At 65.5% G+C, this 14378-nt stretch carries 15 protein-coding genes; 5 read left to right on the forward strand and 10 right to left on the reverse strand.

Features of this window, described 5'->3' with window-relative positions:
- Positions 1–66: 66 nt before the first annotated feature.
- From HDG34_RS06130 to HDG34_RS06145, 4 genes are all read right to left on the reverse strand, one after another.
- Complete coding sequence (locus HDG34_RS06130; protein ID WP_184058456.1) at positions 67–498, reverse strand: biopolymer transporter ExbD; 432 nt, start codon at positions 496–498, stop codon at positions 67–69.
- Between the two features lie 91 nt (positions 499–589).
- The gene (locus HDG34_RS06135) at positions 590–1309 is read right to left on the reverse strand and encodes a MotA/TolQ/ExbB proton channel family protein (protein WP_184058458.1); all 720 of its coding nucleotides are present in this window, start codon (positions 1307–1309) and stop codon (positions 590–592) included.
- Between the two features lie 78 nt (positions 1310–1387).
- Complete coding sequence (gene dapB / locus HDG34_RS06140; protein WP_184058460.1) at positions 1388–2185, reverse strand: 4-hydroxy-tetrahydrodipicolinate reductase; 798 nt, start codon at positions 2183–2185, stop codon at positions 1388–1390.
- Between the two features lie 352 nt (positions 2186–2537).
- A complete protein-coding gene (locus HDG34_RS06145) occupies positions 2538–3386 on the reverse strand; it encodes an outer membrane protein assembly factor BamE (RefSeq protein WP_184058620.1) in 849 nt (282 codons plus the stop codon).
- A 153-nt stretch (positions 3387–3539) separates the two neighbouring features.
- Between HDG34_RS06145 and fur the strand changes: the two genes are divergently transcribed.
- Complete coding sequence (gene fur, locus HDG34_RS06150; RefSeq protein ID WP_013090534.1) at positions 3540–3968, forward strand: ferric iron uptake transcriptional regulator; 429 nt, start codon at positions 3540–3542, stop codon at positions 3966–3968.
- Positions 3969–4070: 102 nt separating this feature from the next.
- Here the strand turns inward: fur and HDG34_RS06155 are convergent, their stop codons facing one another.
- The 3 genes from HDG34_RS06155 to HDG34_RS06165 all read right to left on the reverse strand — a co-directional run bounded on the left by HDG34_RS06155 (position 4071) and on the right by HDG34_RS06165 (position 7085).
- Entirely contained in the window at positions 4071–4583 is a 513-nt protein-coding gene (locus HDG34_RS06155; RefSeq protein WP_184058462.1) for an ureidoglycolate lyase, read from the reverse strand.
- Positions 4584–4610: 27 nt separating this feature from the next.
- Positions 4611–5621 (reverse strand): allantoicase, encoded by a 1011-nt coding sequence (alc, locus tag HDG34_RS06160; RefSeq protein WP_090801856.1) that lies wholly within the window; start codon positions 5619–5621, stop codon positions 4611–4613.
- A gap of 135 nt (positions 5622–5756) precedes the next feature.
- Positions 5757–7085, reverse strand: a complete 1329-nt coding sequence (locus HDG34_RS06165) for a C4-dicarboxylate transporter DctA (protein WP_090801858.1) — start codon at positions 7083–7085, stop codon at positions 5757–5759.
- Positions 7086–7322: 237 nt separating this feature from the next.
- Between HDG34_RS06165 and HDG34_RS06170 the strand changes: the two genes are divergently transcribed.
- The gene (locus HDG34_RS06170; protein WP_184058464.1) at positions 7323–8009 is read left to right on the forward strand and encodes a FadR/GntR family transcriptional regulator; all 687 of its coding nucleotides are present in this window, start codon (positions 7323–7325) and stop codon (positions 8007–8009) included.
- Between the two features lie 71 nt (positions 8010–8080).
- On the opposite strand, the gene gap is transcribed toward HDG34_RS06170, so the two are convergent.
- Positions 8081–9091, reverse strand: coding sequence for a type I glyceraldehyde-3-phosphate dehydrogenase (gene gap / locus HDG34_RS06175; RefSeq protein ID WP_008923882.1), 1011 nt, complete (start codon positions 9089–9091; stop codon positions 8081–8083).
- 112 nt (positions 9092–9203) lie between these two features.
- On the reverse strand, positions 9204–11225 hold the full coding sequence (tkt, locus tag HDG34_RS06180; protein ID WP_184058466.1) for a transketolase: 2022 nt from the start codon (positions 11223–11225) through the stop codon (positions 9204–9206).
- 269 nt (positions 11226–11494) lie between these two features.
- Between tkt and speE the strand changes: the two genes are divergently transcribed.
- The 3 genes from speE to HDG34_RS06195 all read left to right on the forward strand — a co-directional run bounded on the left by speE (position 11495) and on the right by HDG34_RS06195 (position 13675).
- Entirely contained in the window at positions 11495–12397 is a 903-nt protein-coding gene (speE, locus tag HDG34_RS06185; RefSeq protein ID WP_184058468.1) for a polyamine aminopropyltransferase, read from the forward strand.
- Between the two features lie 104 nt (positions 12398–12501).
- Positions 12502–12915, forward strand: a complete 414-nt coding sequence (locus tag HDG34_RS06190; protein ID WP_090801864.1) for a glyoxalase/bleomycin resistance/extradiol dioxygenase family protein — start codon at positions 12502–12504, stop codon at positions 12913–12915.
- 19 nt (positions 12916–12934) lie between these two features.
- On the forward strand, positions 12935–13675 hold the full coding sequence (locus HDG34_RS06195) for a 16S rRNA (uracil(1498)-N(3))-methyltransferase (protein WP_184058470.1): 741 nt from the start codon (positions 12935–12937) through the stop codon (positions 13673–13675).
- A 129-nt stretch (positions 13676–13804) separates the two neighbouring features.
- Here HDG34_RS06195 and HDG34_RS06200 read toward each other — a convergent pair whose 3' ends face one another.
- Positions 13805–14374, reverse strand: coding sequence for a barstar family protein (locus HDG34_RS06200; RefSeq protein WP_184058472.1), 570 nt, complete (start codon positions 14372–14374; stop codon positions 13805–13807).
- Positions 14375–14378: the final 4 nt, after the last annotated feature.

A 14378-nucleotide genomic window follows, 5' to 3' on the forward strand; every position in this document is an offset into this window, starting at 1 on the left:
CGCCGCGCGGCGTGGTGCGGGACTGCGTATGCCGGATTCGTGAACGCGGTGCGCACCCGGTGGCGCTCAGTGCCGCGCGGCGGGCGGCGGCGGGTCCGTCACGAAGCCGATCCGCTCGAGCCCCGCCTGCTGCGCGGCGCCCATCACCTGCGCAATCACTTCGTAGCGCGTCGAGCGCTCCGCGCGCAACTGGAGGTCCGGCTGGTCCGCCCGCTTGCCGGCCTCGGCGAACTGCGCGCGCATCTGCGCGAGCGTGATCGGCTTGCCGTTCCAGTAGAGCTTGCCGGCGCCGTCGATCGAAAGGGAGATGGTTTGCGGGGTCTGGCGCGCGGGCGCCGCCGCGACCTTCGGCAGATCGAGCCGGATCGCGTGCGAGAACAGCGGCGCGGTGATGATGAAAATCACCAGCAGCACCAGCATCACGTCGATCAGCGGCGTCATGTTGATCTCGGCCATCGGCGCGGCCGTCTGCTTCTTCTCGAGTCCGCCGAATGCCATGTCGCCTCCTTGCGTCTGAGCTTGCCCGTGCGATGGGCGGTGTGTCGTGCGAGGAAGGTCGCGATGTGCCGAGCCCGCCGCGCGTGACAAGTCAGCGGTGCGCCTCGCGCGCCGCCTGCTGCGCGCGCGGAGGCGTCGGCGCGTGCTCGGTTGGGGAGCACACGTACGCATGCAGATCGTGCGCGAAGCCGTCCAACTCCTCGGACAACTGCCGCACGAGCCGGCCCAGCACGTTGTACGCGAGCACCGCCGGAATCGCCACCACCAGACCGAACGCGGTCATGATCAGCGCTTCGCCCACCGGTCCCGCGACGTTCTCGATCTGCGCCTGCCCGCTCGCCGCGATGCTGCCGAGCGCGTGATAGATACCCCATACGGTGCCGAGCAGACCGACGAACGGCGCGGTGCTGCCAACCGACGCAAGCAGCACCTGACCGAACTCGAGCCGCCGCTGCGACGCATTGAGCGCCTGGCGCAGCGCGCGCAGCACCCGTTCGCTGCGCTCGACGCGCGCGAGCAGCGCGCCCGGAATGTCGACCTCGGCCGCATTCAGCGCCGCTTCGGCGAGCGGCGCGAACACGCGCTCACGATCAGTGCGGCGCAGGATGGCGACGCCTTCGGCGAGCGTCGGCGCCTGCCAGAAGCGCGCGATCGCCCGGTTGGCCTGGCGTTTCGCGCGCGTCAGAATCCAGCTCTTGACGATCAGAAAACACCAGCTCGCAATCGACATGGCCAGCAGCACATAGGCGACGCCATGCGTGATTGCGTCGCTCGTTTGCAGGTAATGGATGATGCCGCTGCTGCCTGCCATCTGACCTCGCCTTGGGAAAGTGACTTCGGGAGGGCGCGCTCGGGATGCGCTACTCCGCCTCTGCGCAACGGGCTTCGCTCAACGCAGGCCGAGCACGTCCTGCATGTCGAAGAAGCCGTTGTCGTGGCCTTCGAGGAAGCGTACAGCACGAAGCGCGCCTTGTGCATATGCCAGGCGGCTTGCCGATTTGTGCGTGATCTCGATGCGCTCGCCGATGCCCGCGAACAGCACCGTATGATCGCCCACGATATCGCCGCCGCGAATCGCCGAGAAGCCGATCGTCGACGGATCGCGCTCGCCGGTCACGCCTTCGCGGCCGTAGATCGCGCAGTCGTCGAGATTGCGGCCGAGCGCGTTGGCGATCACTTCGCCCATCGTCAGCGCGGTGCCGGACGGCGCGTCGACCTTGTGACGATGATGCGCCTCGATGATCTCGATGTCGTAGCCGGTCGAGAAGTGCCGCGCCGCGTATTCGAGCAGCTTCAGCGTGACGTTAACGCCGACGCTCATGTTCGACGCGAACACGACGCCGATCTTCTGCGCCGCCGCGCGCAGCTGCGCTTTTTGCGCGTTGTCGAAGCCGGTCGTGCCGATCACCATTTTCACGTCGTGGCGCTGCGCGGCTTCGAGATGCGCGAGCGTCGCGTCGGGACGCGTGAAGTCGATCAGGTAGTCGGATTCGGCGAACACAAGCTCGATGTCGTCGGACAGCAGCACGTCGGTCTCTTTGCCGAGGAACGCGCCGGCGTCCTGGCCAAGCTGCGCAGCGCCCGTGCGGCAGAGCGCGCCGGACAGCGTCGCGTCGGCATCGTTGAGGACGGTTTCGATGAGCATGCGGCCCATCCGGCCCGATGCGCCTGCAATGGCAATTTTCATGACGATGAATTCGAAAAGAGTCAACCGGTATGGAGCCCGGCAAACGCGGCCCGGCGAATGCCCGGACCAGTGTGCCGGGGAATGCGCCCGGTCGATATAGGGACACGCGGCGGCAGGGAGCAAAGTCACCCGGCTCGCTGCTGGAGCCAATGCGGGCGGCCAACCGGGACGGCTCGCTCAGGTGACTGACCGATACGGCCCGCTGCGGCGACCTACTGCCGCGGCAACCGCGGCAACACATTCATGCGGCCCAAGCGGCGCATTTCCGACCTCGCCTGGTGCCGGACAAACACACATCTGGCGGGCGCCGCACATGTGGCGCGCAGCCCGCCTCACAACACCGACGAGCAAATCAGTTGCTCGTTCCCGGCGTCGCCGGCGAAGTGTTCAGCGTCGGGCTGCCGCTGCTTTGCGAGCCCGTCGGGCCGACCGGGTTGCTCTCGTTCTCCTGAGCGGGCGGCGGCGGACGCTTGAACTGGAACTGCGGCTGACCGCCGGACGTCGGGCCTTGCGTCGGGATCCCGCCGGCGTTCGCTCTCGGCACGGCCGACCGCACGGACGGCGCGCGGCTCGGCGTCGGCACCGCGCTCGTTGCGCGATTGGCCGCCTGGGCGGCTTCCGCGTTGGCGTCCATGGACGGCGTGGCGGCCTGCTGGGCGCCTTCGACCGACGGCGAGCGCGTCGTATCCACGGTAGCCGGTGCCGCGGCGGCCGCCGCACTGGCGGCGGCTGCGTCGCTGGCGGCCACGGCGTTGGCGGCCTCGGCCGCGCTCGCCGCGCGCGGCGGCGTCGCGTTCGGGCTGCGGCCACGGCGGTCGCCGTCGATCTCGGCCAGCAATTCGAGATTGGTCGGCAGATCCTCGCCGCCCGTCCAGTGGGTCACGAGGTCGCCGGAGAAGTACACGACGAAGTCACGCTGCTGCACGATCGACGTCGAGCCGCGCTTGAAATAGAACACGTAATCCCAGCGATTCGCGTGGAACATGTCGGTCAACAGCGGCGTGCCGAGCAACTGACGCACCTGCGCGCGCGTCATGCCGACCTTCATCTGGTCGGCCATTTCCTGCGACACGAAATTACCTTGCACAACCGTAATCCGATACGGCGTAATGCGTTGGGCAATGCGCTGGGTCAGGCTGTCGTATGTGGAACATCCGGCAAGAACCGCGACAGTCGCAACAGCGATCAAGGTACCCCGCATGCGGCTCCCCCGGTAGATCAATTGAGATTTAGAAATCATTTCACTCACCGTGCGGGCCCGCTTGCGGGCCGCGCTCATTCCATCGAAGATGACCAGAACGGCAAAAACACATTACTATGAGAGCCCAGCATTGTACTCTAGGGATCCCTTGTCATGACCAATCCAACCGATCTCAAGAACATCGGGCTCAAGGCGACCCTTCCGCGCCTCAAAATCCTTGAGATTTTCCAGCATAGCCCGGTGCGTCACCTGACCGCCGAAGACGTGTACCGCAACCTCCTGCACGAGGAGCTCGATATCGGTCTCGCCACCGTCTATCGCGTGCTGACGCAATTCGAGCAGGCCGGCCTGCTCTCGCGCAGCAATTTCGAATCGGGCAAGGCGGTGTTCGAACTGAACGAGGGGTCGCACCACGACCACCTCGTGTGCCTCGATTGCGGGCTGGTCGAGGAATTTTTCGACCCCGAAATCGAAAGCCGTCAGCAGTCCATCGCCAAAGCACGCGGCTTCAAGCTGCAGGAACACGCGCTGGCGCTGTATGGGGCGTGCACGAAGGAAAATTGCCCGCATCGTAAGCACTGATGCGTCGCGGGTCGCCTGCGAACGCGACCTGGCAAGTCAGAAAAAAGACCCGGCCGATGGGCATCGGCCGGGTCTTTTTTATTCAGGCGGCGACAATCGCCGCTATCCGACCAGCTCCACGCTCGGCTCGAAGGCGAGGCGCCACGGCTCGGCCAACTGCAATTCGTCGCAATTCGGCGCATCGCCGCCGCGATCGACGACGATGAAATCGCTGACCTGATCGAGCGCGAGCAGCGGATGGTGCCAGACCCCTTTCGCGTAATTGACGCCCTGCCACGCATCGGTCCAGAACGCGCGCATGCGCGCGGCGTCGAACTCGCCGGCCGGCGCGACCACCATCAGATATCGGCCCGCGCGTAAGGGAATGAAAGCCTGGCTGCCGAGCGGATGCCGCTCCATCATCGTGATCTCGACGGGCAGCGCGCGCGGCTGCGCGCGAAACAGACTGACGAGCGGCCGGCCGCCCTGCTCCACCACGTCGACGCGCGCGAGGTCGTGATAGCGCTCGGTGGTACCGCCGTTGATCGGAAAACGACGCGCGCCGTCGAGTTCGATCACGTCGCCGAACGGCGCGAAGGCCGCGCGCGTCAGGCGTTCCATCTGCAGGATCTTCATGCGTGCCGCTCCATGACGTTGCTTGCGTTAAGCGATCTCGCCCCACAGACGCAGGCGCGACACGCCGCCGTCCGGGAAGATGTTGAAGCGCACGTGCGTGACCGGCCCGAGCGCGGCGAGGTCGTCCGCGAACGCGTGCACGTGATCCATCTGCAGTTTCTGTTCGCCGAGCAGCACCGGCCAGAACATCGCCTGCGTGACGAGGGAATCGTCTGTGCCGCCCGTCACCGATGCCGCCTGCAGCGAGCAGCGATCCGGGAAGTTGCCCTTGAAGTGCGCGGTGTCCACTTCGATCTTGCGGATCACGCCGGGCCGCGCGAGCGCGACGATCGCCCAGTCGTTGCCCGGCTCGCGACGCCGCCGCGTTTCCCAGCCGTCGCCCATGTTCACGCCACGGCCCGGCATCAGCATCTGCGAGGCCGGCCCGAAATGCTGGTTGTTCGCGGCGACGAGGTACGCGCCGTTTTCGATCGCGGCGAGATCGAGCAGCGTGCCGCGCTCGACGCGGCTCCAGTCGCGCTGCGGCTGGCCATACACGCGCAGTCGCGCGAGCCCGCCGTCCGGATACAGATTCACGCGCAGATGGGTGACCGGGCGCGCGTCTTTCACCTCGACGTAGTGATGCTGGTTGCCCTGTAGCGTTGTCGCCGGCACGAGCGGCTGCCAGTCGGCGTGCTCGGGCGGCACGTCAGCGTCGCTATGACAGGCATCGATCGACGCCGCCGGCGGGAAATTGCCGGTGAAGTGGCTCGTATCGAGATCGACCCCATGCACGACGCCCGGCCGCGCGAGCCGGATCACGCAATGGTCGTGGCCGGTCGTGCGCTTGCGACGCGTCTCCCAGCCGTCCATCCACTTGCCGTGGTCGTCGTATTTGCCGGGGATGAACACCGCCGGCTGCGGGTCGAGCATGCGCTCTTTCGGCGCGAAGAATTCGTCGCTGGCGAACAGCGCCTTCGCGCCGAGGCGCGGATCGGCGAGGTTCATGTAGCGGCGTGTGAAGGCGGGAGCGTTCGGGTCGAGGATCGGGTTGGCCATGATGTCGGTCGGTGTCGAAGAGGTCAGAAACAGCCGGCGACGCCACGGCAACCGCCGGCTTTACGAAAAAAGGTCGAGGAGCTATCTGGAAAGCGATGCCGGTTCGTCTGGTCAGACCAGATCCCCGCGCAGCCGTCAGACCGCCGGCGCGGGTTCGGCCGCACCGGGTTCGACGAGCGTGTCGTCGACGACGGGCACGTAGCGCAGCGCCGCGTCTCGATTCAGCACGCGATGCGCGCGCGCCTTGTCGATATCGTTTTCCCACACGGCAACCACCACCGTCGCGACGCAGTTGCCGATCAGGTTGGTGAGCGCCCGGGCGATGCCGACGAACCAGTCGACCGGCAGAATCAGCACGAGACCGAGCACAGGAATCGCGGGAATCGCGGAGAGCGTCGCCGCGAGAATCACGATCGCAGAGCCCGGAATGCCGTGCGCGCCCTTCGACGTCACCAGCGACACCAGCACGACGACGATCAGGTCATGAATAGACAGCGGCGTGTTGGTCGCCTGCGCGATGAACAGCACGGCGAGCGTCAGATAGATCGAGAAGCCGTCGAGGTTGAACGAGTAGCCGGTCGGAATCACGAGACCGACCGTCGAATCCTTGACGCCCATCCATTCGAGCTTGCGCATGATCTGCGGCAGCACGGCGTCGGACGATGCGGTGCCGAGCACGATCGACAGTTCTTCGCGCAGATAGCGGATCAGCTTGAAGATGCTGAAGCCGGCGAGCCGCATCACCGCGCCGAGCACGAGCACGACGAACACCACGCAGCTCGCGTAGAACACCAGCACGAGCATGCCGAGCTGCTTCAGCGACTCGACGCCATAGGTGCCGGTCGTGAACGCGATCGCGCCGAGCACGCCGAGCGGCGCGAGCTTGATGATGAAGCCCATCACGCGGAAGAACACCTGCGACAGCTCATCGATCAAGCCGCTCACGCGCTGCGCGCGCTTGCCGAGCAGCGACAGCGCCGAGCCGAACAGCACCGAGAACACGAGGATCTGCAGAATGTCGCCGGTCGCGAACGCGTTGATCGCCGTGTCGGGGATGATCTTCAGCAGGAAGCCCGCTGTGTCCTTCAGGCTCTTCGCGTGTTCGGTATAGGTCGCGAGCGACGCCGCATCGAGCGAGTTCAGGTTCACGTTCATCCCTGCACCAGGACGCGTCGCGTAAGCGAGCACCGCGCCGATCACGAGCGCAATGGTCGTCATCGCCTCGAAGTAGATCACCGACTTCAAGCCCACGCGGCCGACCTTGCGCAGATCGCCCGCGTGCGCCATGCCGCTCACCACCACGCAGAACACGATCGGCCCGATCACCATCTTGATCAGCTTCAGAAAGCCGTCGCCAAGCGGCCGCAAGGACTGCGCGAAATGCGGAAACACGGCACCGAGCACGATGCCGGCCACGAGCGCTATCACGACCCGGCCAAATAGCGAATTGAAGAATTTCAACACGGCTTCCTCCTGCGGATGGTTATCTCGGTCACTTCTGTTCAGACTGGTCCGACCAGTACTGTTATGGCGAATAGTAGAAAGCCGATATACCCGCGTCAAGGACTCATCGAGCAGTGTTTACCCGTTGTGTTTTCGGCGATTTCGGGTCGGATTTCGGGTTTTCAGACGGCGCGCGGCGCGCCTTCTCGCGCGCAAGTATTAGAATTGCGGTCAGACCACGCTACCGAGCGATCCCTCATGAAAAACGTCCCGCACACCGTCACCGACGCGGCCATCGCGACCATCCGCGAGCGTATCGAGGGGGGCGTCTATCCGGTGGGCAGTCTGCTGCCGGCGCAGCGCCAGCTATCCGATGAACTGTCGATCAGCCGCGCGTCACTGCGCGAAGCGCTTTCCACGCTGGAAGCGCTTGGTCTGCTGGTGATCCGCCCCGGCAAGGGCGTCTACGTGGAAAGCGCGCAGGCGAAAAACGCGCAGGCGTGGCGCTTCGCCGAGCAGTCGTCGCTGCCCGACACGTATCAGATGCGCTACGCGCTCGAAGGCTTCGTCGCGCGTATGGCGGTGCTCGCGGTCACCAACGACGACCTCGTGTGGCTCGAGGAAAACATCACCGCGATGCAAAGCGCGCTCGCCTGCGAGGAACTCGACGAAGCAGCTCGGCTCGACTACGCGTTCCATATGCGCATCGTCAGCATCGCGGGCAATGCGGCGATCGAGTCAATCCTGCGCAGCAGCGCCGAGATCATGCAGGAAAGCCAGCGCATGCCGTTCTACCGGCGCGAGCGGGTGCTGTCCACGTACACCGAACATCGCGCGATTCTCGACGCGTTGAAGGCCCGCGATTCGCTCGCCGCGGGCAAGGCGATCGAGACACACATCGCGAACGCCGCGCAGCGCGCCGGCGTCTATTTCCCCACGCCGTAGACGGCAAAAATCGCAGACGAAAAAAAACCGCTCCGGAGAGCGGCTTTTTCATGCAGCGTGAAACCCGAAACTTACTTCGCGTTCGCGAGCGCCACAGCCGTGTCCAGCATGCGGTTCGAGAAGCCCCACTCGTTGTCGTACCAGCTCGACACTTTCACGAGTCGGCCCGACACCTTGGTCAGCGTCGAGTCGAACGTCGACGAAGCCGGGTTGTGGTTGTAGTCGATCGACACGAGCGGTGCGTCGTTGTAACCAAGGACGCCCTTCAGCGCACCTTCCGATGCTTCCTTCATGATCGCGTTGACTTCCTCGACCGTCGTGTCGCGCGCGGCGATGAACGACAGGTCGACGACCGACACGTTGATCGTCGGGACGCGGATTGCGTAGCCGTCCAGCTTGCCGTTCAGTTCGGGCAGCACGAGGCCGACCGCCGATGCCGCGCCGGTCTTGGTCGGGATCTGGCTATGCGTGGCCGAACGCGCGCGGCGCAGGTCTTCGTGGTACACGTCGGTCAGAACCTGGTCGTTCGTGTACGCGTGGATCGTCGTCATCAGGCCGTTCACGAGGCCGATCTTGTCGTTCAGCGGCTTGACCAGCGGCGCGAGGCAGTTGGTCGTGCACGATGCGTTCGAGATGACCGTGTCCGACGCCTTCAGCACGTTGTGGTTCACGCCGTAGACAATCGTCGCGTCGACGTCCTTACCGCCCGGCGCCGAGATGATGACCTTCTTCGCGCCGCCCTTGATGTGCGCGCTCGCCTTTTCCTTGGTCGTGAAAAAGCCCGTGCACTCCATCACGACGTCGACGCCCAGCTCGCCCCACGGCAGTTCGGCCGGGTTGCGGTTCGCCAGCACGCGGATCTTGTCGCCGTTCACGACGAGGTAGTCGCCGTCTACCGACACGTCGCCCGGGAACTTGCCGTGCGCGGTGTCGTACTGCGTCAGGTGGGCGTTGGTCTTCGCATCGCCCAGATCGTTGATGGCAACGATTTCGATATCGTGCTTCTTGCCGTTTTCATAGAAGGCGCGCAGGGTATTGCGGCCGATCCGGCCGTAGCCGTTGATTGCGACGCGAATCGTCATGATTTATCTCCTGATGGCTAAAAAATCCGTTTAGGTTCGCCTGGTCGGACATCCGGTTCGGTGCGTTGCCGCGCGCAGCCACGAGGGGCACGACGGCAACGCGACGCAACCATCAGCCGAGCGCGGCCTTGACCGTCGCCACCACGTGCTCGACGGTGAAACCGAAATGCTTGAACAGCACGCCTGCCGGGGCCGATTCGCCGAACGTGTCGATGCCGACCACGCCGCCTTCCAGACCCACGTACTTGCGCCAGAAATCCGACACGCCCGCTTCGATCGCGACGCGACGCACGCCATGCGGCAGCACGCGTTCGCGGTACTCGGCGTCCTGCCTGTCGAACACGGTCGTCGACGGAATCGACACGACGCGGGCGGCGATGCCTTCGCGCGCGAGGGGCTCGACGGCTTTCATCGCGAGTTCGACTTCCGAGCCCGTCGCGATCAGGATGATCTTACGCGCGACGATCTCTTCATCCCAGTCGCGCAGCACGTAGCCGCCCTTCTCGATGTTGGCGATCTGCGCGTCGGTGCGCTCGTTGAACTGCAGGTTCTGGCGACTGAAGATCAGGCACGACGGACCTTCATGCTCGATCGCATGGGTCCAGGCCACCGCGGTTTCGACCGTGTCGGCCGGGCGCCACGTTTGCAGATTCGGGATCAGGCGCAGGCTCGCGACGTGTTCGATCGACTGGTGGGTCGGGCCGTCTTCGCCGAGACCGATCGAGTCGTGCGTGAACACGAAGATCGACGGCGACTTCATCAGCGCGGCGACGCGCAGCGCGTTGCGGCTGTAGTCGGAGAACGTCAGGAACGTGCCGCCGAACGCCTTGTAGCCGCCGTGCAGCGCGACGCCGTTGATCGCCGCGCTCATGCCGAATTCGCGCACGCCGTAGTTCACGTAGTTGCCGGCGGCACGGCCTTCGGCATTCACGCGCACCGGCTTGGCGGCCTTCCAGTTGGTGAGGTTCGAGCCGGTCAGGTCGGCGGAACCGCCGAGCAGTTCGGGCAACACGGCCGACAGACCTTCGATGGCCTGCTGCGACGCCTTACGCGTCGCCACGGTCTCAGCGCGCTCGTTCGCGCCGGCGATGATCGCTTTCGCCTTATCTTTCCAGTCGGCCGGCAGTTGCTTCGCGCTGCGGCGCTTGAATTCGGCCGCTTCCTGCGGGTACTTCGCCGCGTAGGCAGCGAACGCCTCGTCCCATTCCGCTTCGAAGCGCGCGCCCGCTTCCTTCGCGTCCCATGCCGTGTAGACTTCCTGCGGAATCACGAACGGCTCCCACTTCCAGCCGATCGCTTCGCGCGTCGCCGCGATTTCCTTGTCGCCGAGCGGCGCGCCGTGCGAATCGTGCGAGCCCGCCTTGGTCGGCGCGCCTTCACCGATCACGGTCTTGCAGCAGATCAGCGTCGGCTTGTCCGACAGCTTCGCCTGCCTGATCGCCGCGTCGACCGCGTCGACGTCATGGCCGACCACGTTCGGGATCACGTTCCAGCCGTACGCCTCGAAGCGCTTCGGCGTGTCGTCGTGGAACCAGTGCACCACTTCGCCGTCGATCGAAATGCCGTTGTCGTCGTAGAACGCGATCAGCTTGTTCAGCTTCAGCACGCCCGCGAGCGAGCAGGCTTCGTGCGAGATGCCTTCCATCAGGCAGCCGTCGCCGACGAACACGTACGTGTGGTGATCGACGATCCTGGCGTCGGGCTTGTTGAATTCGGTGGCGAGCAGCGATTCGGCGAGCGCCATGCCGACCGCGTTCGCGAGACCCTGGCCGAGCGGGCCGGTGGTCGTCTCGACGCCTGGCGTGATGCCGTATTCCGGGTGACCCGGCGTCTTCGAATGGAGCTGGCGGAAGTTCTTCAGCTCGTCCATCGGCAGGTCGTAGCCGGTCAGATGCAGCAGCGAGTACAGCAGCATCGAGCCGTGACCGTTCGACAGCACGAAGCGGTCGCGATCGGCCCATTGCGGGTTCTTCGGGTTATGGCGCAGATGACGCGACCACAGGGCGACGCCGATTTCGGCCATGCCCATCGGCATGCCGGGGTGACCGGAGTTCGCCTTTTGAACGGCGTCCATGGCCAACGCGCGGATCGCGTTGGCCATCAGGGAGGTGGGTGCGGGAGACGGGGTCGTCATGTCGAGTCCGGAGACAGAGTCAGAAAGCGGGGGCGCGCTTGAGGCCCGGAAGCTCGGCGGTCACTTCGCTACGGCGCACGATGCGGCGCCAGGAGACGCGAAACGGGCAGAGCAAGCGGACAAGGCTGAAAGCGTTACATTCTAGCAGAAGGTTAACCCCTATCCGGCCGGAAAGCCGCCTGGCCGTGCGGTTCAACGCACACCGCCAGGCGGCGGCATTTACAATTCGAGCAGCTGTTTGCCCGCACTACCGATCGAGCCCGTCCGCCGTGAACGCCCCGCTATTGTTCCAGCCTTGTCCCGACGCCGTCTACGGCTTTCCTCACGCGCGCCTCGTCGAGCGTGTCGAATCCCGTTATCAAGCGATCGAGATCTGGGACACGCCGCAGCTCGGCGCGCTGTTCACGCTCGACGGCCGTCCGATGACGTCCGCAGGCGACGAGTTCATCTACCACGAATGCATGGTGCATCCGGCCGCGCTCGCGCATCCGGCGCCGCGCGCGGCGCTGGTGCTCGGCGGCGGCGATGGCGGGGCCGCGAGGCAATTGCTCAGGCATCCGGGCATCGAGCGGATCGTCGTCGCGGAGCTCGATCCCGAGGTCGTGCGGCTCACGCGCGGACATTTGCCGCAGGTGCATGGCGGTGCGTTCGACGATCCGCGCGTCGAGCTGGTGATCTGCGATGCGGCGGACTACGTCGCGGCGGCGGCCCGCGCGACGCAGGGTGCAACGAACGTCGCGGCCGCGCAGTTCGACCTCGTCGTATTCGACCTGACGCCACCCGATTCGCCCGCGGCCGGCCTGTACACGCCGACCTTCTACGCGCAGTTGAAGCGCGTGCTGCGTGCTGATGCGTTGCTGTCGCTCCATCTCGGTTCGCCGTACCACCACGCGCCGCGCATCGCCGCGCTGCTCGGCGATCTGCACGCCGCGTTCGCACAGGTACGCACGCTAGGCACCTTCGTGCCGCTCTACGGCTCGCTATGGCTGATGGCGATCGCCAGCGACACGCTCGACCCCGCCGCGCTCACCGCCGACACGCTCACCGAGCGTCTCGCCGCGCGCGGCATCGATTCGCTGCGTCATTACGAACCAGCCCTGCACGCGGGGCTATTCTCGGCGGCGCGATCGGCGCGCGATAAACTGAGCCCGTTGACGAAGTCGTCCTTTTGAAGCGCGGACACCTTGCGCGAATCGGTTCGTGTGATGCCGACGTGCCGCGCCCGACCGAAACCCGCAACCGTGGCCTCGCCGCCTCACGAGATCCGGAGAACTCCATGACCGCCCCCCACCCCGCCGGTGTGCCCTGGCTCACCCCCTATCTGACGGTGCGCGACGCGCGCGCGTCGACGGCATTCTTCTCGGCGGCGTTCGGTTTCGACGTGCGCGACAGCGTGCAGGACGACGGCGTCGTCATGCACGTCGAGATGACCTATCAAGGCCAGCTGATCGTGATGTTCGCGCCTGAAGGCGCGTTCGGCTCGACCGCGAAGACGCCGAAAAGCGCGGGCACGATCGCGCCGCAATCGTTCTATGTCTATGTCGAGGACGTCGACGCCGTGTATGCTCGCGCGCTCGCGGCCGGCGCGAAGTCGCTGAGCGAGCCACAGGACCAGTTCTGGGGCGACCGCTTCGCGCAGGTCGAGGATATCGACGGCTATCGCTGGGCACTCGCCCGCCACCTGTCCTGAATTCAAGAGTCTCCCGTCGATGCCCCGTTTTTTTGTTGATATCCCGCTTTACGCCGACGACGTGATCGCACTGCCCGACGACGTCGTGCGCCACGTGGCCGTGCTGCGTCTGCAGCCAGGCGATTCCCTGACGTTGTTCAACGGCCAGGGCGGCGAATACGGCGCCGAACTCGTGGAGGTCGAGCGTCGTGCGGCTCGCGTGAAAATCGGCGAATTTCGCGCGATCGAGGTCGAGCCGCCGTATCGGCTGACGCTCGCCCAAGGCATCGCCGGCGGCGACAAGATGGACTGGCTGATCGAGAAGGCGGTCGAACTCGGCGCCTCGGGCTTCGTGCCGCTCGCGACCGCGCGCAGCATCGTGCGGCTTACCGGCGAGCGCGCGCAGCGGCGGCAGCAGCACTGGCAGGGTGTGGTGCGGGCGTCGTGTGAGCAGTGCGGACGTAATCGGGTTCCGGACGTGATGCCGGTGTGCGAGATTGGCGCGTGGCTCGATACGCTGTCGCGCGAGCCGGCGCCTGACGAGCTGCGCCTGCTGTTATCGCCGCGCGCGAGCATCGGCTTTGCGGCGCTGCCTGACGCGCCGCCGCCTGGTGGCGTGACGCTGCTGATCGGCCCCGAAGGCGGCCTTTGCGCCGACGAGGAAGCCGCCGCCGGCGAACAGGGCTTTACCGCGATTGGCTTGGGACCGCGTGTGCTGCGCACCGAGACCGCCGGAATCGCAGTGTTGGCGGGGCTCGCGGCACGCTGGGGCGGCTGGTGAGCGAGTGCTTGCCCAAGCAGCGCGACAAAAGCAAAGGCCCGCCAATTAGCGGGCCTTTGCCGTTTATACCGCGACGTTCACTGCCAGACTCAAGCAGCTACGCCTGAACAGGCGAAAATCCGGCGAACTTCAAGCGAACGAGTAGAACACCCGGAACGCGACCTTACGCTCGGCCCAGAATTCGGCCGCTTCACGGAACACGTCGAGCAGCGTCTCGCGCCCTTCCTTGTCGAATTTCTGCGCGATCGGCAGGTGTTCGAGCACGATCACGAAGCCGGGCTGTGCGCCGGCCTTGTGCACGAGGTCGGTCAGGCAGTCGTAGAGCGCGTCGTAGTTCTTGCCGAAATGCTTGGGAAACAGGAACGAAGTCGCGATCGTCTCGAGCACTTCCTGCTTCGAGGCGGCGTTCGCGCAGTACGCATACAGAAAGTGCTGGCCGAGCAGCTTGGCCTCGTCGGCGAGATCCTGCACGCGGAACGCGCGGATCGACTGCACGATGTTCGGCCGCACCGTCCTGAAAAGGCTCATGGGCTCCTCGTTCGATGAAACCACCGTGGCAGCCTCGCTTTGTTTGTCGCGACCCTGCTCGTCGGCGCGCATCTTCATGACGCGTTGGAACAAATTGCCGTCGCCGGCCGCGAAAAGATCCGTCGCGACTCCGGAATCGTGCGCGTAGATGTTGTCGCTCATGCCGTTCATCCCA

Origin of the sequence: Paraburkholderia sp. HC6.4b, assembly GCF_014200875.1 — a bacterium.
In the GTDB taxonomy this organism is placed as follows: Bacteria; Pseudomonadota; Gammaproteobacteria; order Burkholderiales; family Burkholderiaceae; genus Paraburkholderia; species Paraburkholderia tuberum.